The sequence below is a fragment of the uncultured Maribacter sp. genome (assembly GCF_947496775.1).
Taxonomy (GTDB): domain Bacteria; phylum Bacteroidota; class Bacteroidia; order Flavobacteriales; family Flavobacteriaceae; genus Maribacter_B.
In genome coordinates, this window is record NZ_CANMDU010000001.1 from 378,341 (window position 1) to 400,605 (window position 22,265).

16 protein-coding genes are annotated in these 22,265 nt (G+C 32.3%); 10 read left to right on the plus strand and 6 right to left on the minus strand.

All coding sequences use genetic code 11. The features are described 5' to 3' along the window. The first annotated feature begins 17 nt into the window (after nt 1–17). Entirely contained in the window at nt 18–2,033 is a 2,016-nt protein-coding gene (locus tag Q0856_RS01820; RefSeq protein ID WP_298502059.1) for a M3 family metallopeptidase, read from the plus strand. A gap of 460 nt (nt 2,034–2,493) precedes the next feature. Further along, nucleotides 2,494–4,593 carry a beta-agarase gene (locus Q0856_RS01825; RefSeq protein WP_298502062.1) on the plus strand — a complete coding sequence of 700 codons (2,100 nt, stop codon included), beginning with the start codon at nt 2,494–2,496 and terminating at the stop codon, nt 4,591–4,593. A 122-nt stretch (nt 4,594–4,715) separates the two neighbouring features. On the opposite strand, the gene Q0856_RS01830 is transcribed toward Q0856_RS01825, so the two are convergent. Next, nucleotides 4,716–7,259, minus strand: a complete 2,544-nt coding sequence (locus Q0856_RS01830; RefSeq protein WP_298502065.1) for a hypothetical protein — start codon at nt 7,257–7,259, stop codon at nt 4,716–4,718. A gap of 238 nt (nt 7,260–7,497) precedes the next feature. On the opposite strand from Q0856_RS01830, the gene Q0856_RS01835 reads away from it, so the two are divergent. Then, nucleotides 7,498–8,493, plus strand: a complete 996-nt coding sequence (locus tag Q0856_RS01835; protein ID WP_298473420.1) for a DUF2927 domain-containing protein — start codon at nt 7,498–7,500, stop codon at nt 8,491–8,493. Between the two features lie 152 nt (nt 8,494–8,645). After that, a complete protein-coding gene (locus Q0856_RS01840; protein WP_298502068.1) occupies nt 8,646–9,641 on the plus strand; it encodes a DUF2927 domain-containing protein in 996 nt (331 codons plus the stop codon). A gap of 139 nt (nt 9,642–9,780) precedes the next feature. On the opposite strand, the gene Q0856_RS01845 is transcribed toward Q0856_RS01840, so the two are convergent. Together Q0856_RS01845 and Q0856_RS01850 are read right to left on the minus strand one after the other, a co-directional pair. After that, entirely contained in the window at nt 9,781–10,923 is a 1,143-nt protein-coding gene (locus Q0856_RS01845) for a sterol desaturase family protein (protein WP_298502070.1), read from the minus strand. Between the two features lie 192 nt (nt 10,924–11,115). Next, complete coding sequence (locus Q0856_RS01850) at nt 11,116–11,463, minus strand: rhodanese-like domain-containing protein (RefSeq protein WP_298502073.1); 348 nt, start codon at nt 11,461–11,463, stop codon at nt 11,116–11,118. 76 nt (nt 11,464–11,539) lie between these two features. On the opposite strand from Q0856_RS01850, the gene Q0856_RS01855 reads away from it, so the two are divergent. Continuing rightward, a complete protein-coding gene (locus Q0856_RS01855; RefSeq protein ID WP_298503026.1) occupies nt 11,540–12,094 on the plus strand; it encodes a sigma-70 family RNA polymerase sigma factor in 555 nt (184 codons plus the stop codon). Nucleotides 12,095–12,098: 4 nt separating this feature from the next. After that, the gene (locus Q0856_RS01860) at nt 12,099–12,326 is read left to right on the plus strand and encodes a hypothetical protein (RefSeq protein ID WP_298473453.1); all 228 of its coding nucleotides are present in this window, start codon (nt 12,099–12,101) and stop codon (nt 12,324–12,326) included. On the opposite strand, the gene Q0856_RS01865 is transcribed toward Q0856_RS01860, so the two are convergent. Then, nucleotides 12,309–13,247, minus strand: a complete 939-nt coding sequence (locus tag Q0856_RS01865; protein WP_298503028.1) for a hypothetical protein — start codon at nt 13,245–13,247, stop codon at nt 12,309–12,311. The genes Q0856_RS01860 and Q0856_RS01865 overlap by 18 nt on opposite strands. Nucleotides 13,248–13,281: 34 nt before the next feature. On the opposite strand from Q0856_RS01865, the gene gcvP reads away from it, so the two are divergent. From gcvP to Q0856_RS01885, 4 genes are all read left to right on the plus strand, one after another. Continuing rightward, nucleotides 13,282–16,131, plus strand: a complete 2,850-nt coding sequence (gcvP, locus tag Q0856_RS01870) for an aminomethyl-transferring glycine dehydrogenase (RefSeq protein ID WP_298502075.1) — start codon at nt 13,282–13,284, stop codon at nt 16,129–16,131. Between the two features lie 169 nt (nt 16,132–16,300). Further along, the gene (locus Q0856_RS01875; RefSeq protein ID WP_298473458.1) at nt 16,301–17,362 is read left to right on the plus strand and encodes a ketoacyl-ACP synthase III; all 1,062 of its coding nucleotides are present in this window, start codon (nt 16,301–16,303) and stop codon (nt 17,360–17,362) included. A gap of 62 nt (nt 17,363–17,424) precedes the next feature. Further along, nucleotides 17,425–17,955 carry a methyltransferase gene (locus Q0856_RS01880; RefSeq protein ID WP_298502078.1) on the plus strand — a complete coding sequence of 177 codons (531 nt, stop codon included), beginning with the start codon at nt 17,425–17,427 and terminating at the stop codon, nt 17,953–17,955. An 11-nt stretch (nt 17,956–17,966) separates the two neighbouring features. Next, a complete protein-coding gene (locus Q0856_RS01885) occupies nt 17,967–18,818 on the plus strand; it encodes a glycosyltransferase family A protein (RefSeq protein WP_298502082.1) in 852 nt (283 codons plus the stop codon). Nucleotides 18,819–18,824: 6 nt separating this feature from the next. Here Q0856_RS01885 and Q0856_RS01890 read toward each other — a convergent pair whose 3' ends face one another. Together Q0856_RS01890 and Q0856_RS01895 are read right to left on the minus strand one after the other, a co-directional pair. Further along, nucleotides 18,825–19,730 (minus strand): DUF4249 family protein, encoded by a 906-nt coding sequence (locus Q0856_RS01890; RefSeq protein WP_298502084.1) that lies wholly within the window; start codon nt 19,728–19,730, stop codon nt 18,825–18,827. 2 nt (nt 19,731–19,732) lie between these two features. Continuing rightward, nucleotides 19,733–22,225 (minus strand): TonB-dependent receptor, encoded by a 2,493-nt coding sequence (locus Q0856_RS01895; protein WP_298502087.1) that lies wholly within the window; start codon nt 22,223–22,225, stop codon nt 19,733–19,735. Nucleotides 22,226–22,265 lie beyond the last annotated feature (40 nt).

The window sequence follows — 22,265 nt, forward strand, 5'->3', positions numbered from 1 at the left end:
CGATTAACTATAAAAAAATGAATCCACTTTTATCTCCTTTTGATACTGCTCCTTTCTCTACTATAGAAAACGAACATTTTAAACCTGCTTTTTTACAGGCAATGAAAGATGCTAGAGCAGAGATTGATGCTATTACGAAAAATACAGAATCTCCGAGTTTTGAAAATACTATTGAAGCTTTAGAATTTTCTGGACAGCAATTGGACCGAATTTCATCTGTGTTTTTTAATCTAAACTCCGCAGAAACTAATGAAGAAATTCAGAAAATAGCGCAAGAAATATCTCCTTTACTTTCTGAGTTTGGGAACGATATTACACTTAACAAAGATTTATTTCTTAGAGTTAAAGCGGTTTATAACCAAAAAGATTCCTTAACACTAAATACAGAGCAACAGACTTTATTAGACAAAAGATATAAAAGTTTTAGTCGTAATGGTGCTAACCTGCCTGAAGATAAAAAAACAAGACTAAGAGAAATTGATGCTGCACTTGCAAAACTAAAATTACAGTTTGGCGAGAATATTTTAGCCGAAACCAATAAGTACCAAAAACATCTTACTAACGAAGCTGATTTGGATGGACTCCCAGAAGGAGCAAAAGAGGCTGCTGCACAATTAGCAAAATCTAAAGATTTAGATGGCTGGCTAATTACCTTAGATTACCCAAGCTATATTCCTTTTATGAAGTATGCTAGTAACCGCGAACTACGTAAAGAACTTACTCTGGCTTTTGGCAGCAAAGGTTTTAAAGGAGATAATTTAGATAACCAAGAAAATGTACTGCAAATAGCAAACCTAAGGCATGAGCGTGCTAATCTTTTAGGCTATAAAACCCATGCAAATTTTGTTTTAGAAGAGCGTATGGCAGAAACGCCAGAAAAAGTTCAAGCATTTTTAAACGAGATACTAGAAAAAGCGAAACCTGCTGCAGAACGTGAATTTAAACAATTAGAAGATTTTGCAAAAGAATTAGATGGTATAGAGCAGTTACAAAAATGGGATGGCTCTTATTATTCTGAAAAATTAAAGCAAAAACTTTTTAATCTAGATGATGAAATTTTAAAACCATACTTTAAATTAGAAAACGTAATTGATGGTGTTTTTAAAGTATCTGAAAAACTTTTTGGTCTACAATTTGAAGAGGTTTTTGATATTGATAAATACCATGAAGAAGTAAAAACATATAAAGTATACGATGCAGAAAAGAATTTTATTTCTCTTTTCTATGCAGATTTTCACCCAAGAGCAGGAAAACGTGGTGGTGCTTGGATGACTTCATTTAAGTCGCAATACAAAAGAGGAGAAGAAAATGTGCGCCCGCATATATCTAATGTATGTAACTTTACCAAACCCACCAAAAGCAAACCATCTCTCTTAACTTTTAACGAGGTTACTACCCTTTTTCATGAGTTTGGTCACGGATTACACGGTATGCTCGCAAATACAACCTATCCTAGCTTATCTGGGACTTCGGTGTATTGGGATTTTGTAGAACTACCAAGTCAGGTTTTAGAAAACTGGTGTTATGAAAAAGAAGCTCTTGAGCTTTTTGCTACACATTATGAAACGGGAGAATTAATACCTATGGAATTGGTTCAAAAAATAAAAGAATCTGCCACCTTCCAAGAAGGTATGGCAACGCTACGCCAACTAAGTTTTGGATTGTTAGATATGTCTTGGCATGGTGCAGACCCAACAAATATTACAAATGTAAAAGCACATGAAACAAAAGCGTTTACAGGAACAAATTTATACCCAGAAACAAAAGAAACGTGTATGAGTACTGCTTTTGCTCATATTTTTCAAGGAGGGTATTCTTCTGGGTATTACAGTTACAAATGGGCAGAGGTTTTAGATGCTGATGCTTTTGCATATTTTAAAGAAAAAGGAATTTTTAATAAAGAGGTTGCAACAAAGTTTAAAGACAACGTACTCTCCCAAGGCGGAACAGAAAACCCAATGGTTTTATACAAACGTTTTAGAGGGGCAGAACCTAAAGTAGAAGCTTTATTAGAGCGTGCAGGTTTGTTATAAGGTGCTTTCTTAATAAGAAATAATTAAAATTATAATAATAGTCCCTTCTATTAATTAGGTGTTTTTTTTATTTAGAATTATACCATATAGTGTATTACTGTGCAAATAAAGTATCGCTTATTAAGAATGCATTTAATAAAGTTACCTTGATTTTTTGGCTTATAGAGTTTCTTCAATATAAATACAATAAGAGCGATAAAAATAAATCCTTTTCAGCTAGTTAATGTAGTATCAAACTTATTTAACAATAACTTGAAGCCCTAATACAAATGTTAATTAATTGAATAACAAATAGTTAAAGTAATTTTTTTTCACGAAACAACAATCTATATCATTGCTTTCATCATCTTTGTTAGGACAAGCATTAGTAATGAATCCTGTAGATTGTTAGGTTTTATCTAGTTATTTTTTTATGGTTTACTATAAAAGCATCCTAACTTTATAAGCAAATGAAACTAAAATGAGATTTCCTATTAAAATTATAGTATTATTGACGCTATTGTTTATTTCATGTAAACAGACCGATACAAAACCTCAAAATAAAGACTTAGTGCTCTTTGACTTTGAAGATCAAACAGACATTAGTAATGTTAAAACGGTAGATGCCAATTACTGGATTAATGACAGTAATCATTTACAGATAAGCAGTGGCTTTTTCGCCTCGAAGCCTAGTGTAAAATTAAAACGACCCAAGGGAAAACATTGGGATCTAAATGGCTATCATCAAATAAAAGCTGATGTTACCAATGTGGGAGATGCTTATATGCAAGCTGAAATGTTTGTAGGGAATGACCCTGATGAACTTACCCGTTGGTATTGTTCTGACTATGTAGATTTAAACCCCGGAGAAACCAAAACCATAACCATAGATTTAGCTTGGACACCTTGGGTATTTTCACCACAGCTTAACATTGACGGTATGCGCGGAACACCCGGCAAAATTAAAACGAATATTGATGCTATTGACGAAATAATGTTTTGTTCAAGGTACGCGACAACTAAAAATGAATTTACTGTTGATAATGTTCGAGCAGTGGGCACTTTGGAAGTTAGGGATACAACTGGTTTTTTTCCCTTTGTTGATATCTTTGGCCAGTATAAGCACAAAGGATGGGAAGGGAAAACAGAATCCGTTAGGGACTTAAAAATAAAGGCTGAAAAAAATTTAAAAATTCTTTCAAAAAAACCAGGACCCAAAAACAGAGGAAAATACGGTGGATGGACTGCCGGGCCTAAATTAAAAGCTACTGGTTTTTTTAGAACCGAAAAACACAATAATAAATGGTGGATGGTCGACCCTGAAGGGTATTTGTTTTGGACTGCTGGTGTTAATTGTGTAGCGTCTACTAGTTCATCTACAGGTATAACAGCTAGGGAAAACTATTTTGAAACATTACCAAGTAATGATAGTGAATTTGCTAAGTTTTATGGTGAAAGAGGAAGGGCCTCGCATGGATTGTACAGCAAAACGGAGCGCTATAAGTACTATAATTTTTATCAGGCTAATATGTATAAAAATTATGGCTCTGATTGGTTGAATACGTTTAGGGATTTAACACATAGGCGTTTTAAAAGTTGGGGATTAAATACCATTGGTTTTGTATCTGATAAAGGTGCAACCAATCAAGGAAAAACACCTTATGTAGGTTCCGTTTGGATTAGAAATACACCAAAAATAGAGGGCTCTGATGGGTTTTGGGGCAAGTTTCATGACGTATTCGACCCACGTTTTAAAGAAGCCGTAACAGCATCTATGGATGTACAGCGAGAAGGGGCAGGAGACCCTTTTTGTATCGGTTATTTTGTCGATAACGAATTGTCATGGGGAGCATTAGGTTCGTTGGCGATAGGGGTTTTAAAAAGTCCGGAAACACAAATGGCAAAGCAAGAATTTGTAAAAGATTTACGTGCTAAATATGGCTCTATTAATAAGTTGAACAATATATGGGAGACAAGCCATGGTTCATGGGGCGATTTATTAAAAAGTACTAAAGCACCAAATAAAGAAAAAGCTTGGGATGATTTGGTAACTTTTTATGGAAAGATTGCTGAGACTTACTTTAGAATTATTAAGGAAGAACTTAACGTGATTGCGGCAGACCATAATTATCTGGGTTGTCGGTTTGCTTGGGCAAATAATGATGTAGTACTTACGGCAGCAAGTAAATACATGGATATTATGAGTTTTAACAAGTACGAATACAGCGTTGAAAATTTAAAACTACCAGAAGGTGTGGATAAACCTATTATGATTGGAGAGTTTCATTTTGGAGCTTTAGACAGAGGGAATTTCCATGTAGGAATTAAGAAAGCTAAAAATCAATCAGAACGTGGAGCTATGTACAAAGATTATATTGAAGGAGCTTTAAGGAATCCGTTGATTGTTGGCGCGCATTGGTTTCAATATATAGACGAGCCTCTAACTGGACGTTTTGATGGCGAAAATTACAATGTTGGTTTAATTGATATTTGCGACAACCCTTATGAAGAACTGGTTGATAAAATAAGAGAAACCACCTACCCTATGTACGAATATAGAACGGGTCATAATTTAAAGTAATTGTTTTTCTAAAACTAAATATATTAGACACTATCCTAAAAAGTGTGTAAATAAAAATAACTTGGGTTTGACTTTAATTAATATTTAGAGTTGCGCCCTTTTTAGGATAGTGTCTTAAATTCTTATAATAAATCGGTATGGTAAATATATTCCGTTTTAGAATCTAGCTTATATAAATGCTGTAAACGAACTCCTTTTTCAACTTTTTCAAAAGCTTTATATTCCAAGCCATCTTCATTATATTGCTCTATAGCAAAAGTAGTATCTGTTCTTATTAAAAAAACATAACTAGAAGGATTGTTATAAGATTGTCCTTTTATTTTTACTTTCCCAGCTACTAATTTACCTTTCTCAAATTCTGCTGTTCTTTCTACATTACCTTCATCATCATAACCAATAACTTTTCCTTCTAAACTTTCATTATGCAAATTATAAGTTAAGACCTTTTTATCATTTAAATTATACTTAACAATCTCTTTATTTGTTTTGCTAGTATATGTTATTATAATTTTTCCGTCCTTTTTAGTATCTATAGATTTTACTAAACTTCCATCAACGTATGTGTCTTCTTGATACGTATCTGAATAAGAATTGTAATTAGTTACTTTCCCTTTATATGGCTTACCATTTTTATAGGTCATTTTGCTTAGCACTTCATCCCCTTTATAAAAAATAGCGTCTCCTTCTGGTTTTCCATTAACATAATTTACAGATGACTTTTTAGAACCAGTAGTATTGTAGGTTACAAAAAGTCCGTCTTTTAAATCGTTCTTATAAGCACCTTTTTCTAGCACATTAGCATTATAATCATACTTTTCATAAACACCATTTTTCTTACCTTCTTTTATAGTATACAAGACTCTATCTTTTGCTTCAAAAGTAGTACCATTATATAATTCCCCATTTTTAAAAGTAGCTTTAGCAATTAACTTTCCTTCTTTATCAAAAAATTTGGCATCTTTAGAACTATCTATATCTTTTATCAATACATATTCATAGCCTTTCTTATCATAATTATAAACCCTCTCATAAGTTAAAGCTCTTATTAACTTTCCGTTTTTTGTTTCTTCTATTTCCTTTATTTGGTTCGCATTGCGGAAAAACTCATAACGTTTCCCCTCTTTCGTTTTAAAATCATAGCTACCAATCTCTTCTCCTTTTTCATTAAAATAAACTCCTAAGACTGGTTTATAATTTTTAAAATCTGTATTACTTTGTGGCTTTCCATTACTATAAAATTTTATCTCTTTTTCTTTATTATAACCGCTAGAATCATACACCTCAATAGTTTTATAATAAGCATCATTATTCCCTTTTCTTAACGTAGTGACTTTTATTACTCTTCCTGCTTTATATTCTTCTATTCTATCATAAACACCATTATAATAACTATACTTAACACCATCTTCTGGAGATCCGTAAGACCCACTTCTTATAATTAAGGTTCCCAAAACCTTTCCTTCTTTATCGTAATACGTTTTTAAATCATCTTTTGAAACCATGAATTTAATCTTAGTTTCTGGGTAGTATTTTATCTCTTCAATTAAATCTCCGTCTACATATGTTATTTTAGAATCTCTGTTATATTGTATTCCATTATAAGGCTTGTAATCTTTATAACTTAGTCTTGATTTTTCTTTCCCTTCTTCATCATAAAAAACATCTAGCAACTTAGTGCCATCTTTGTATGTAAAAAGGGATTTTATTTTCCCGTTCTTATACTTTTCTGTAGACTCAACAATTTTTCCTTCTTCATAAACAGTAATGTAAGAAAGCCAATCTTCTTCTTTCTTATCTTCCTTTTTTGTGTATGGATAATTAGATTTAAAAGTATATTTAGTCCCATTTCTAGGGCTCAAATAAGAATTTGCCATACTATAAGTTAAAGAACCTAATTCTTCTCCTTTAGTAGTATAATAAACTGTTTTGTAGTTTGGTTCCGAAATAAATTTTTCTCTTATATTTCCATTTTTATAATATACAGATTTACCTAGTACAGTTCCTCCTTTAGAATAATATTGTATACTAGATATAGAAAATGGATTGTAGTTATAATACACCTCTATACCGGCTATATTTCCGTTAGATAAATATTTAGACTCCCCTAAGAGTATGCCATTTTTATCATAATACTTTGTATATTTTTTTTTGTTATCCTTATCTAAATACTCTTCGTAGCGCAACCCATTTAAATCTCCATTATGATATATTCTCTTATAACCATCTTCAATTTCTTTATAGTAGATATAGTAGGAACTGCAATTTAAATTTGTTTCTCCGCTTACATATGCGCCATTCTTATAAGTAGAAATTATCTTTTTATCTTGTATATAGCTTATATACTCTCCATCTAACTTATTATTCTTATAAGTACCCTCTTGGTATGCTTTTCCGTTTTCTTTATACCAAGTAACTTTACCTTCCCAAAAGTCTTTATCAACATATTTAGATAAACCATTCATTTGTAAAACACCAGACTTGTAATAATCTTTTACTCTAAAAAAGTCTCCTTCTTTTTTTATTGGCGGTCTAAAAAAAGTAGCTTCTGTTTTATTGGGTAATTTCTTCCATTTAGAATCATACCATATTGTATCTTGTTGCGCATGCAAAGTATTCCCAATTAACAGTATTAAAACTGACTTTATAATCAACTTTGTAAATCTCATAGAACTATATATTTAGCTTTAGGTCAAAAATATTAAGAATATATACTTTTAACATCCCAGTATTCAGGTATTTTATAAAGTACTAGAACTTTAAAAAAATTTTTCTGTTGCCTTTTAAACAATTTTCTTTAGTGCTTTAACGTTTTTGTATCCTACATATCATATTTAAAACTCTCATTTTTCAGGTTTTAAAAAATATGCATGTCTTTTATTTTATATTAAAATAATTTAATTAATAATGATGAAAAAAATAATACTACCTGCATTAGCTATTTGTATAGCAAGTTGTAGCAGCGACAAAGAAACCGATGCAGAGGACTTAATTAACATTGCTCCAAAAATAACTACCTCTGAATTACAAATAGAAGAACATTCTCCCGAAGGAACTTCTATTGGAGCCATTGCTTTTCACGATGATAACAAAGATGATAAGCTTACTATAAGTACCGAATCCGATGCCTTTTTTATTGACGAAGTAACTGGCGAAATTACTGTTGGTTCCAATGCCATTCTGGATTTTGAATCAACACAAAAAATAACCTTACCTGTTTCAGTTTTTGATGGTACAGCTATAACAGAAAAAAACATTGATTTATCCTTAGTTGATATTGAGGAATATAATGCCCTAAGTCTGGAGCAAAAAGAACTTGCCGATTACTTTAAATATTTAGCTTTGTGGGAAGACTCTAACAATTTAACCTCCATACAAAAATGGGGAGCTCCTATGAAAATATTCTTAGATGGTGATATAACCGTGGAATATAGAGCAACTGTACAAGGAGTGCTAGATGAATATAATGCTTTATTTAATTTGGGTGACTTTTCGATTTCCCTAGTAGACAATCTAACCGATTCCAATGCACACTTATATTTTGGAACTACCGATACTATTGAAAATTTATGGCCCGATATGTTTGAAATTATTGACGGCAAAACATACAACGGCTATGCAATGACTAGAGCAGTAAACAATAAGTCTAATAATTCTAGAATATGGATATCTAGTAGCATTGCTTCCTTATTTAAGCATGAATTAGGTCATGCCCTAGGTTTAGGACATTCGAATAAATGCGATACCGAAAATAGTTTTATGTGCTCTACTATTAGCGCCAATAACGATTTTCTAGAAGCAGAGAAAGACATAATTCGTTATTTATATCATGCAGATATGACTCCTGGAACAACAGTTGAAGAAATAAATAATGCTGTAGGTAATTTAATATTACTGAATTAGAATTAACCAATTCGTAAAAACGCATTTCCCACACTTTACCGTTATTATATATGAGTTAAACTAAAAAATCAATTTTCTCATGGAGTTAAACAAAAATAAGTGCAATTTTATCGCTAATAAAAGTTATTCACTCCAAATAAAATTAAACGAAAATGAACAAATTGATACTACCAGCGTTCGCTATTTTTATAACAAGTTGCAGCAGTGACTTTGAAGCCAAAGTAGATGATATTGTCAATATAGCACCTGTAATTACAACAAAGAAATTACAAACTAAAGAACACACCACAAGTGGAACATCTATAGGAACAATTGTCTTTTCTGATAAAAATAAAAATGATAAGCTGACTATATCTACAAATTCGGACGCCTTTATAGTTAATGAAAAAACAGGAGAAGTTACCGTAGGGCCAAATACTATATTAGATTATGAAGACACATCTACTTTAACTTTTACTGTTTCCGTTTCTGATGGCTTAGCTACTACAGAACAAGAGATTCTTTTAACTCTAGAAGACATTAACGAATTTGATACTCTAGATGTTAATCAAAAAGAACTGACAAGTTATTTTAGTCATTTAGCTTTAAATGGGCGCAGCAATAATTTGACCTCTATACAGAAATGGGATGCTCCTATGAAAATTTTCTTAGATGGTAATATTACAACGGAATACAAAGCTACAGTTCAAAATATTTTAGATGAATTCAATGCTTTATTTGATTTAGGTGATTTTTCTATATCCTTGGTAGACACATTGGCAGAAGCTAATACTCATTTATATCTTAGCAACGCATCAGAAATTGAAGAACTATGGGCAGACATATTTGCAGTGGTTGGTAATGGTTCATATAATGGATATCAAATTTCAACCGAAAATAATTCTATTCTAAGTAACTCAAGAATATGGGTAGCTGATGATATTGCTTCTACATTCAAACATCAACTAGGACATGCACTTGGTTTAGGACATTCTAACAACTGTAATACAGAAATCAGTTTTATGTGTTCAAATTTTTTACCTGGAGTAGTTCTCTCCGATGAAGAGAAAGAGATTATTCGTCTTCTATACCATAATGACATAATCCCAGGAACAACTGATGAAGAATTAAATGATGTAGTTAGTAATTTAATATTACTGGGGCAATAAAAAAAACAAATTAAAAAAACTCCCTCTTTATTTCAATAGAAATAAAGAGGGAGTTTTTTAATTCTTGTATTTGAACACACCAACAATTAACCCCATATTATCACTACCGCAATTTAGGGGCGTTTTCTCTTCATTACTATTAACGATCACTACGTTCTTCTGGCAACAAATCGTTCTTAAACGGATTTTTAATAAAAGGAAAAACAAACTGTCTCACAAATCCTTTAGGGAAAGATGCATCTACTAAACCAGTTCCTTTCGGCCATTCGTTACCTGGTAAATGATATGTGCCAAATAACTTATCAATAAAAGGAAAAACTACTGCAAAATTGTTTCCGTAATACTCTGGTTCCTGACAGTGATGCCAATGATGGTATTGCGGTGTAGTTATTATATATTTTAGAAAACCCAAATTTATTCTGGTATTTGCATGAATAAATACAGCGTGGACGGCAATAAACACCACATACACATTAAATGTTAATGTAGAAAAACCCAATATATATAATGGCATATAAGAAACACTACGGGTAAAAAATATATCTATAAAGTGAGTACGTGAACCCGCTAGCCAATCCATGTTTTCCGTGGAATGATGAATAGAATGAAAACGCCATAAAAAGTAGTGCGAATGAAAAAAACGATGCGCCCAATATTGAAAAAAATCCGTGACTACTAAAGCAATTAAAAGTTCTACTACAAAAGGCAAATCATTTATCCATTGGTGCACACTCTCTAAATTCATCCAACCAAAAAAAGCTACTGCTGGTTTTTTTGTTAACACTCCAAACAACTGAATAGCTAAATGGCTAATACCAAAATACACCAAATCTGTACGCCACTCAGGATGAAACTTGGATTGCAATTTATTCTTTGGAAAAACCAATTCTATAGGCACAAATATTAAAACCATCACCAATAAGTCTAGTATTAACCAATCTAAACCTAAACTCCAACTCATTTTTTCTACCGCTCTGCCTTCTACTGTCATTCCTCCAAGTATAATTGCGAGAACGCCTAAAGCCACACCTACAACCGCATATTTTTTATTTTTTGCCAATAAAAGGCTTACCAAAGCAAAAAGGAATGTAGAAATAATAGCTCCTAACATTAAATTCTCTACCATTTCTGCTGTATACACCTCACGAAACTCTGAGGTCGTCAGTTGCTCAGGGAATTTAAAACATAAAATACCACCCAAAGAAAGTAACCCAAGGAATATGGAAATTGCTCCACTAATTCTACCCTCTCCTACTTTCATTCTTTTGTTTTGTTCTTCCATTTTTTTAAAATTAATTTATCTGGAATAGCAACGTTTTTATAATGCACTTAATTGTTGCATTTTATTAATAACCGATACTAATCTTAATTTTATTTATTAACTCTTTTAGGAAATACAAATTAAGAGTTGCTTTAAAAGAACTGGGAGCATCCATTATTTTGGAGATTATTAGGGAAAAACAACTTCAGCTTTTTATTTCGAATAAGCATCATAACCACCATCTAAGTTAATTACATTCGTATATCCTAAAGAAGATAGCTTTGCTTGTGCTTTTGCACTTCGACCACCTACTTTGCAGTATAAGTATATAGTCTTTTCTTTATTTATATTATTAAATTGTTCTGCAAAATTGTCATCAAACCAATTAATATTTATTGCATTTTCTATATGTCCGTTATTATATTCGCCAGGTGTTCGAACATCTACTAATAATGCATTTTTAGTATCTTTTTGTGAAAACTCTGTGATATCTATAGTTTTACTTTGTGAACAACTAAGATTTAAGAATAATAAAAAAGTTATTAAAAAGGGCGTTTTCATATATTTTATTTGATTTCTTCCAAAAATAATCAAATTCAATAAAAAACTTTTACATTTGACACTGATAAACAATAGAATGGCATCTCATCAACTAAATCCAAATATCTGGGTAGATCAATATGCAGATTACTTATTTAATTATGCTGTAACAAGAGTAAGCGATGCTGAAATTGCAAAAGATTTAGTTCAAGAAACCTTTTTTGCTGGCTTAAAATCTGCAAAAAACTTTAAAGGAGATGCAGCAGAACGAACGTGGCTTGTTGCTATTCTTAAAAGAAAAGTAATTGATCACTATAGAAAAATAAATTCTAAAAAAGGAAAAGCTGAGGTTCGCATGAACTATAGTTCTAGTAGTGATTCTGATGGAGATTGGTTAGAAGAACAAGTAGCTGACCCATTTAGTACTACAAATAACAGCTTCTTAGAAAATGAAGAATTAGGTGCCGCCATTCAAGACTGTATTTCTAAATTACCAAAAAAACAATCCCAAGTTTTTGTAATGAAAACTATCCAAGGAATAGATACTGAAGATATTTGTAATGAACTTGGAATTAATCCGTCTAACCTCTGGGTTATGATTCATAGAGCTAGAACCGCTTTAATGGGCTGCCTTAATCAAAATTGGTTTTAAAAGTATGATATCTTGTGAAAAAGCAAAATTAATTTGCAATAAAGCTCAATATAAAGAAGCTTCTTTTTTTGAAAAGATAAAGTTAAAAATGCATCTTTTTATTTGCAAAGCTTGTGCCGGGCATAGTAAAAAAAATGGTCAACTTACAGAGTTATGTAGTAAGGCTAATTTACACAGTTTAAGTGAAGGAGATAAAGAGCTTATGAAACAAAAATTATATTCCGACGAATAAATTTAAACCATAAACAATTCCTAACCATACAATGGGAATAGCTTCGACCCAAAAGGATGCAAAATATATACTCTGATTCCTTTTTGTAGTATACATTAGTACTCCTAACAGTAAAAAAAGAATTCCTTTACTCACCAAGTCTAAAGTAGCAATGGAATCTTTTAAATACGTTATCAAAAAAAAGACAATTACTGCATAAGCTCCAAATATTTTACTTTTGGTTACTCCATACTTTTGCGGCAATGTATTTAACCCGGGAGGATCATATTTTAAATCTCTAATCTCAAAAGGGATTAAAAGTATTAATACCAAAATAAAACGCTGCAACGCTTCCATATATATGTCCCATGATAAAGGCTGTTTTATATTCAAAAAAGGAATAATAACCGTAATACCGGACCAAACCAAAGCAACTGGCAATATCTTTAGCCCCCCCAAATCTCTAAAGTTTCTAGCTTTAGGCAATACAGGAATTGCATAAATACCCGTTAGAATAATTAATAAAAAGCAACCTAAAATAGCTTCTTTAGTCAAGAAAAAAGAACAATACAATGCATAAGTCAAAGAAACAAGACTCACAAATTGTATCTTTTTATGATATGCCTTAACGACCAAAAAATACTTTTCAGCTTCCACTCCATACTTAATAAAATTATAACAACTAATAGTACTAAAGAAAACAAAACATAAAAGATAATTGCTAATTTCTATAGCAAAAAGAATTCCTGTTATTTGTAGTAAACACACTACAGCAAGGGCTATATGGATACTTGCGTTTATATAAAAATTAAAAATTGCTTTTAAGCCCTTCATACTACAAAAATAGCCAAACTGTTTATAACCCTCATTTTTAGTTAAAAACTTTAGTATTCTTCCCCTAATTACTCCAAATATTCCATAAATAATTTCTTTAATTTGCATCACTATTTTAAAGTAAAAAAAACGAACTCAGAATATGCGAACAGACTTATTTGCATCTCGCCATATCGGCATAACAGAAGAAGACCATCAACATATGTTACAAAGCATTGGAGTTGATAGTTTAGAACAACTTATTTACGAAACTATTCCGGATGATATTCGTCTTAAAGAAGATTTACAATTAGCTCCAGAAATGAGCGAACATGCTTTTTTAAATCACCTTGAACTTTTATCAAAAAAAAACAAAGTTTATAAATCTTATATTGGACTTGGGTATCACGAATCCCTTACTCCTTCCGTGATTAAACGTAATATATTAGAAAACCCCGGCTGGTATACTGCATATACTCCTTACCAAGCAGAAATTGCGCAAGGCAGATTAGAGGCCTTGTTAAATTTCCAAACTGTAGTTTGCGATTTAACTGCCATGGAAATTGCCAATGCTTCCTTATTAGATGAAAGTACAGCGGCGGCTGAAGCAATGACTATGCTTTTTGATGTTCGCAGTAGAGCCCAAAAAAAGGCAGAAACTATAAAGTTTTTTGTTTCTAATGAAGTTTTACCGCAAACGTTATCGTTATTGCAAACGCGTTCTACTCCTCTTGGAATTGAATTAGTAATTGGTAATCATGAAGAATTTAGTTTTTCTAATGAATTCTTTGGAGCTTTGCTACAATACCCTGGTAAATATGGGCAAATAAATGACTACAGTACTTTTGTATCTAAAGCTAAGGAACAAGAAATAAAAGTTGCAGTAGCCGCAGATATTTTAAGTTTAACCATGCTAACTCCTCCTGGAGAATTTGGTGTTGATGTAGTTGTTGGTACTACGCAACGTTTTGGTATTCCTTTAGGATACGGTGGACCGCATGCCGCCTTTTTCGCTACTAAAGAAACTTATAAACGTAGTATCCCCGGAAGAATTATTGGTATTACAAAAGATACCGACGGAAAGCCTGCACTACGAATGGCACTACAAACTAGAGAACAGCATATTAAAAGAGACAAAGCAACTTCTAATATATGTACTGCACAAGTTTTATTAGCGGTAATGGCCGGGATGTATGCTGTATATCACGGTCCTGAAGGACTTAAATATATTGCAAAAAAAGTGCATAGTTCGGCTGTAACATTAACCTCTAAACTAGAGTCTCTAGGAGTTAATCAAATTAACACCTCTTATTTTGATACTATTGTAGTTTCTGCTTCCAGTGCATTAATTAAGCCTATTGCCGAAAAAAAAGAGATTAACTTTTATTATATTGATGAAAACACGATCAGTATTTCATTAAATGAAAGTGTAACTCTAGCAGATGTAGAGGCTATAGCTAATATTTTTTCAGAAGCATTAGCTAAAAGCCCATTTCGCATTACAACTCTTAAAGATGATATTGCTATATCTCCTAATTCTCAAAGAACCTCTGCATTTTTAGAAAATCCTGTTTTTAATAGCTATCATTCAGAAACAGAATTAATGCGTTATATAAAAAGATTAGAACGTAAAGATTTAGCTCTTAATCATTCCATGATATCTCTTGGGTCTTGTACCATGAAACTAAATGCAGCTACGCAAATGCTACCTTTAAGTTCTAGTCAATGGGGAAACATTCACCCTTTTGCTCCAATTGAGCAAGCACAAGGTTATCAAACCGTTTTAAGAGAACTAGAAAATGACTTGTCTACTATAACCGGTTTTTCTGGCACTTCATTACAGCCTAATTCTGGTGCACAGGGAGAATATGCAGGTTTAATGGCCATTCGTGCCTATCACGAGTCTAACAATGAACACCATAGAAATATTTGTATTATACCTGCTTCCGCTCATGGAACAAATCCTGCTTCAGCAGTTATGGCGGGAATGAAAGTAGTTGTATCTAAAACGGATGAAAGAGGGAATATTGATGTTGCCGATTTACAGGAAAAAGTAAAGCTTCATTCTGATAATTTATCCGCATTGATGGTCACTTACCCTTCTACTCATGGTGTTTTTGAGTCCTCTATAAAACATATTACCCAACTTATCCATGATCATGGCGGACAAGTATATATGGACGGTGCTAATATGAATGCTCAAGTAGGACTTACCAATCCTGCTACTATTGGGGCAGATGTTTGCCACCTAAACCTTCATAAAACTTTTGCAATACCACATGGTGGAGGAGGGCCGGGTGTTGGCCCTATATGTGTTGCTAAACAATTGGTTCCTTTTCTACCGTCAAATCCTGTTATCTCTACAGGAGGAAGTAAAGCTATTACTGCAATTTCAGGAGCCCCTTGGGGAAGTTCCTTAGTTTGTTTAATTTCTTATAGCTATATAAAAATGCTTGGAGAAAAAGGTTTAAAACAATCTACTATAACCGCTATTCTCAACGCCAACTATATTAAAAATAGACTAAGTAGTGGTTTTGATGTTTTATATACCGGAGAAAAAGGAAGAGCAGCACACGAGATGATAATTGATTGTAGACCCTTTAAACAAAAAGGTGTGGAAGTAACAGATATTGCAAAAAGGTTAATGGATTATGGTTTCCATGCTCCGACAGTATCTTTTCCTGTAGCTGGCACATTGATGATAGAACCTACTGAAAGTGAAAGCCTACCGGAACTAGATAGATTCTGTGATGCTATGCTTTCTATTAGAGAAGAGATAGAAGAAACTAATAAAGATTATCCCGATAATGTTCTTAAAAATGCTCCTCATACTCTAGAAATGATTACTAATGATGAATGGAATTTCCCGTATAGTCGACAAAAAGCTGCTTTTCCTTTAGAGTACGTAAAAGAGAATAAATTTTGGCCGGCTATTAGAAGAGTAGATGATGCTTATGGCGATCGTAATTTAATCTGTAGCTGTATTCCTATTGAAGCATATGCCGAAGCATAAATAACACTCGAAACATGTATAAAACAAAGCCTTTTGAAAATTCAAAGGGCTTTTTTCGTTAATACTACATAGTAAAAATAACTGCTGGCTATCGTATTTCTTTTATTATGCGCGCATAATAAAAAACAATATTAATTACCTTGTTAGATACAACAAAAAAATCATAATTATGCCTATAGGAATTACCGGCACAGGAAGTTATTTACCAACAGAAATCACTAAAAATGAGGATTTTGAATCTCATACATTTTTAAATTCTGACGGATCCAATATAAATGCTCCGAACCCAGTAATAATAAAAAAATTTAAAGCAATTACGGGCATACAAGAACGGCGTTATGCAAGTAAAGATTTAAACACCTCTGACCTCGCATACTTTGCTTCTGAAAAAGCAATTGAAGATGCTGGGATTGACAAAGAAACACTTGATTATATCATTGTTGCACATAATTTTGGAGATGTTATTTACGGTAATATACAAGGAGACACACTTCCAAGTTTAGCGACTAGAGTAAAACATAAGTTGGGAATAAAAAATCCAAGATGCGTGGCTTACGATATTCTCTTTGGCTGCCCTGGATGGGTACAAGCTATGATACAAGCACATGCCTTTATTAAAAGTGGAATTGCAACTAAATGCTTAGTTATTGGTGCCGAAACATTATCCAGAATTGTAGATAAATATGATCGTGATTCTATGATTTATTCTGATGGGGCTGGCGCAACAATTGTAGAAAATAGCACCAATGCTGGAGAAATTCTTTTTCATGACTCTGCCACGTATGCAAATGGTGAAGCCAATTATCTCTTCTTTGGTAAAACCTACAATACCAAAATAGAAGATGATAATCTTTATATTAAAATGTTTGGCAGAAAAATATATGAATTTGCTTTAACACATGTTCCTGTAGCTATGAAACATTGCTTAGATAGTGCAAAAATTCCTATCAAGGATTTAAAGAAAATATTCATCCACCAGGCCAATGAAAAAATGGACGAAGCAATAGTACAACGCTTCTACAAATTATACGAAATAGATCAAACTCCTAAGGGAGTAATGCCTATGATTATTGAAAAACTTGGAAACAGTTCCGTAGCGACCATACCAACATTACTAGATTTAGTGAATAAAAACGAAGTTGAAAATCAAAAATTAAATAAAGGAGATGTTATCCTCTTCGCAAGTGTAGGAGCTGGTATGAATGTAAATGCAATTGTATATAGAGTTTAAAACATTTAACTATTATAAGCTTATTTTTATAACTTCGTATTCATATTTATAACAGGCAATTGATGTACGAAAAAACTTTTCCAAGTAAAAGATTTAAACACACTTTAACTTTCTTAGAAAAACATATTTCTACGAACGAATCTATCCTAGATTTAGGAGTAGAAAATCCATTTTCGAAAATAATGATTGAAAATGGATATTCTGTTGAAAACACAAAAGGAGAAGATTTAGATGTAGATTTCTCTGCCCTTACAGCCTCTAAAGCAGAGGTTGTAACTGCCTTTGAAATTTTTGAACACCTACTAAACCCGTTAACTATTTTAAAGGAAATTAAAGCCAACAAAATAGTTGCTAGTATCCCAATGCGATTATGGTTTTCCCCAGCATACCAAAGCAAAACAGACCCTTGGGATAGACATTATCATGAATTTGAAGATTGGCAATTTAATTGGCTTTTAGAAAAAGCGGGATGGCAAATAAAAGATAGTGCCAAATGGACCAACCCTGTTAAAAAAATTGGAATTAGGCCTCTTTTACGTTATTTTACTCCTAGATACTACATTGTATATGCAGAAAAAATAAAACAAGTTTAAAAGTCTGCATTATGGATTATTATATAGTAATACCCGCTCATAATGAAGAACAGTACATTTCTTATACATTAGACTCTATTTTAAAACAATCTCTACGTCCAAAAAAAGTAGTCCTTGTAAATGATAACTCTACTGACAAGACAGAAGAAATTATTGAAAATTATATTTCTAAACACAATTTTATCACCAAGCTAAATACCATTTCTTCTAAAGAACATATGCCTGGCAGTAAAGTTATAAATGCCTTTAATAAAGGACTAGAGTTACTAGATAATTCTTATGATTTTATTGTTAAGTTAGATGCTGATATTATTCTCCCAGAAAATTATTTTGAAACTATAGCCTATATATTCAAAACCAATCCTAAAGTTGGTATTGCAGGAGGGTTTGCATATGAAGAAACCAAAGATGGCAAATGGCTTTTAAATCACCCTATGAATAAAGACCATGTACGTGGCGCTTTTAAAGCATACTCTAAAACTTGTTTTAAAGCCATTAACGGACTTAAAAATGCCATGGGATGGGATACGGTAGATGAGTTATTAGCGCAATACCACGGCTTTGAAATATACACTAAAGACCAACTACAGGTTAAACATTTAAGACCTACTGGAGGTGCTTACAACAAAAAAGCAAAGTTACTGCAAGGAAAAGCCATGCGCACATTACGCTATGGTTTTTGGATAACTATAATTGCTTCATTAAAAATGGCCTTAAAACAAAAAAAAAGCGCTACTTTTTTTCATAATCTTGAGGGATATAGAAATGCTAAAAAAGAAAAAGTTCCTTTTTTAGTTTCTAAAGAAGAAGGAGACTTCATAAGAAAACTTAGGTGGCAAAATATTAAAAGAAAACTTTTTTAACTAGGTTCATTGATCTGTAAGAACTATTTCTTTTTCTGTTAAATTATAACCCGCAAAAACCCCAACTCCATTTTTCCCTTCTATGTTATCCGGAGCAATTACATACTCTGCAAAAGGATTATCATTATTATAATAATTTGAATATGTTGCTCTTAAATTTTGATACAAATTCTCATCTACATGAGCTACCTGCACTCTTAAAATTTCTCTTACATTATCCTCTTCGTTATAATAATATGTATACATTTCTCCTTTACTACTTATTACGTTACCATCTCCTATAACATCTGTAGCAAAACGCTCCAACCCAAAATACAACTCTGAACTTAAATCCTCTTCCTGCTCAACTCCTTCATATTTTAATCCTTCAAACACTATTCTACCTCCAATAATATAAAAATCTTTACTTCCTTTTAGATCTTCAAAAGAAACTGTAATAAAATCTCCCTCACCTCCATATTGAGAAATTCCTTTACCAAATTTAGTATTTACAATACCTATTTTTTTCGGTATTACACATTCCGAAGAAAACTTTTTTCCTTCAACATCTACTTCTAAATAATATTTCTCACCTTCTGTAATTGCAAATTCTTCTTTAGATACCCGATATTGTCTATTCTCTAGCGAATAAGGCAAAGAAATAGATTCTCCCTTTGTATTTTCAATACGAACAAGAGCATTTTTTATCACAAATTTATCTTTATTCTCTTCATAGTCATTTCCGCTTAATTTAGTTCCAAAATTTAATAATGCACGAGAAACATATATCGATATATTTTCATCTGTAGGAGACAAATAACCCTGAATAAAGACTTGTTCTTCTTGTTCATACAAATTATCAGGTTTTACCTCCGTAGTACAACTATACACAAATACTAAAATAATTAACAAAGCACTTCTATTGTTTTTCATAATTAAAATTTAAAAGTGTAATTAAATGATGGTATTAGAAGTAATACAGAAGTTCTTTCCAATTTATTTTCAATAACTGCATCGGGATCATTCCATTCACCCCAATCCCTACTCACGGTATAAATAAAAGGATTCTTACGGGCATAGGAATTATATAATGAGAACCCCCAAATACGTTCTCTATTTTTCTTCTTCTTTTTAATAAACTGTATTCCCAAATCTAACCTATGGCTTGTCTCTGCTCTAAAATTATTTCTTTGTGTTATGAAGGACTCCGGATCAAATGAAGCCGATGCCCCATAAAAACTAGTCTCTTCTCCTCGAATAGGAAAATTGTCCACAGGAGGTAACTTTTGCAAATTAGGCAACGTATAATTATTACCAGTGGACAACACCCAAGTAGCAGACAATGTTATCTTAGGATTTGGCTTATATATCCCAACTAAAGAAATATCATGCCGTCGATCATAACGGTCATAAAATTTACGTCCAAAATTTAATTCCTCGAACTGCCTTTCGGACCATGAAAGCGTATATCCTAACCAACCCGTTAACTGACCTTTCTTTTTTCTAAATAGTATTTCTGCTCCATAAGCCCACCCTTTCCCAGAAGTTATATTCTCTTGCCAATCAATACTTTTTCCACTTTCTAAATTATCTAGTGCCAAAAAAGACGCTCCTTCTTTGTAGGCTATAACATTATCCATTTTCTTATAATACCCTTCTAGAGTACAAGAATAGTTGTTATTTAAAAAATCTTTTGCCATACCTAATGCCAGCTGTTGTGATTCTTGAGGTTTTACTTGATCTGTAGAAGACACCCATAGATCTGTCGGCAAACCGATTCCAGAACTAGATAATAAATGTATGTATTGATTCATCTTAGAGTAAGACGCTTTCAAAGCCATGTCTGATTTAAGATTATAAGACATGGCAATTCTAGGTTCTATATTAAAATAATTCTTAGCCTTATAATTAAATCCACTAATACGTAATCCGCCAGAGAAATTAAGCCTTTCGGTAATTTTATAATCGTCCTCTAAATAAAAAGCACTTTCAAAAGATTTAAGCTCCTGGGTAGTATTTACTTCTGGAACTTCAGCCTCCTTTATCTGCACTCGCTGTGGAGTAAATTTATGCATTGTTCCAAGTAGTCCAAAACGGACGGTATGTTTATTATTAGGATAATAATAGTAATCTGATTTTAAAGAATAGTCATTAATTCCTGAACTAGATTTAAAAATATATTTTTGATTATCATACCTCTCATCCAATCCAACACTAAACTTATAATTACTAAATATAAAAGAAGTATTGGAAAAGAATTTACCATTGAATTGATGATTCCATCTTAAGGTTGAAGTTATATTTCCCCAATTTAAATTAGCTTTATCTTCGTATCCAGAATCTACATAGCCATTTCCATAATCATAACCTTCTTGTTTATCTCTGCTATAGAACTTGTCTCTGCCCGCATAATTACTCCAATACAACTTATCTTTATCCCCAAAGACATGGTGAATTTTAAAATTTAAATCTCCAAAGTAATAACCACCTTTACTATTCTTGTTTAAAAAAGGTTGTGCTAAAATATCTGCATACGTTCTTCTACCACTAAAAATGAAAGAAGTTTTTCCCTTATTTATAGGGCCTTCTAATAATAAAGAACTAGAAATTAACCCTACATTGATTTTTCCAGACAGTTTTTCTTTATTTCCGTCTTTCATATCAATTTTTATTACAGAGGACAACCTTCCACCAAATCTTGCTGGAAACCCTCCTTTAAATGCCTCTATAGACTTAATGGCATCACCATTAAATACGGAAAAGAAACCAAATAAATGATTAGAGTTATAAACCACAGCGTCATCTAAAATTATAAGATTTTGATCTGGTGTTCCACCCCGAACAAAAAAACCAGAGCTACCTTCTGAACCTCCTTGTATTCCAGGAAGCAATTGTAAACTTTTTAACACATCTTTTTCTCCTAATAAAGCAGGTATGTCTTTTATATCTGCAGGATCTATTTGCACTTTACTCATTTGAGTAACCTTACTTTCCTTTATACTCTCTTTTGCCGAAACAACAACTTCTTCTAAAGATTCCACTGAAGTTTCTAAGGCAAAAGACAACGACGTATCATTAATTATAGTAATTTCTTTATTTATTGTAGCGTAACCCATATAAGAAATTACTAGATTGTGTTTTCCTTCTGGAAGCGTTAAAGAGTAAAAACCATACGTATTTGTAGTTACTCCTATTCTTAATTCTGGAACATAAACGGAAACACCAAATAAGTTTTCTCCACTACCAGATTCAGTTATATACCCACTAACCGTATATTCTTGCTTTTTATTTTCTTTGTTATCCTTATCAGATTTTAATTTCCCTTCTGAAAGAACATTAGACACTAGAGGAAGTGAAGTGAATGCTTGCACCGATGTAGAGCATAGTACACTTAGACCTATAAGTCTATAAATTTTTAATACGTTCAATTTAAATGGTTTTGTTGTTTAGATTTTAAAGAAAATAAAA

Coding starts and splice junctions, on each gene's coding strand:
- Q0856_RS01820 (WP_298502059.1), top strand. CDS start 18: ATGAATCCACTTTTATCTCCTTTTGATACTGCTCCTTTCTCTACTATA.
- Q0856_RS01825 (WP_298502062.1), top strand. CDS start 2,494: ATGAGATTTCCTATTAAAATTATAGTATTATTGACGCTATTGTTTATT.
- Q0856_RS01830 (WP_298502065.1), bottom strand. CDS start 7,259: ATGAGATTTACAAAGTTGATTATAAAGTCAGTTTTAATACTGTTAATT.
- Q0856_RS01835 (WP_298473420.1), top strand. CDS start 7,498: ATGATGAAAAAAATAATACTACCTGCATTAGCTATTTGTATAGCAAGT.
- Q0856_RS01840 (WP_298502068.1), top strand. CDS start 8,646: ATGAACAAATTGATACTACCAGCGTTCGCTATTTTTATAACAAGTTGC.
- Q0856_RS01845 (WP_298502070.1), bottom strand. CDS start 10,923: ATGGAAGAACAAAACAAAAGAATGAAAGTAGGAGAGGGTAGAATTAGT.
- Q0856_RS01850 (WP_298502073.1), bottom strand. CDS start 11,463: ATGAAAACGCCCTTTTTAATAACTTTTTTATTATTCTTAAATCTTAGT.
- Q0856_RS01855 (WP_298503026.1), top strand. CDS start 11,540: ATGGCATCTCATCAACTAAATCCAAATATCTGGGTAGATCAATATGCA.
- Q0856_RS01860 (WP_298473453.1), top strand. CDS start 12,099: ATGATATCTTGTGAAAAAGCAAAATTAATTTGCAATAAAGCTCAATAT.
- Q0856_RS01865 (WP_298503028.1), bottom strand. CDS start 13,247: ATGCAAATTAAAGAAATTATTTATGGAATATTTGGAGTAATTAGGGGA.
- gcvP (WP_298502075.1), top strand. CDS start 13,282: ATGCGAACAGACTTATTTGCATCTCGCCATATCGGCATAACAGAAGAA.
- Q0856_RS01875 (WP_298473458.1), top strand. CDS start 16,301: ATGCCTATAGGAATTACCGGCACAGGAAGTTATTTACCAACAGAAATC.
- Q0856_RS01880 (WP_298502078.1), top strand. CDS start 17,425: ATGTACGAAAAAACTTTTCCAAGTAAAAGATTTAAACACACTTTAACT.
- Q0856_RS01885 (WP_298502082.1), top strand. CDS start 17,967: ATGGATTATTATATAGTAATACCCGCTCATAATGAAGAACAGTACATT.
- Q0856_RS01890 (WP_298502084.1), bottom strand. CDS start 19,730: ATGAAAAACAATAGAAGTGCTTTGTTAATTATTTTAGTATTTGTGTAT.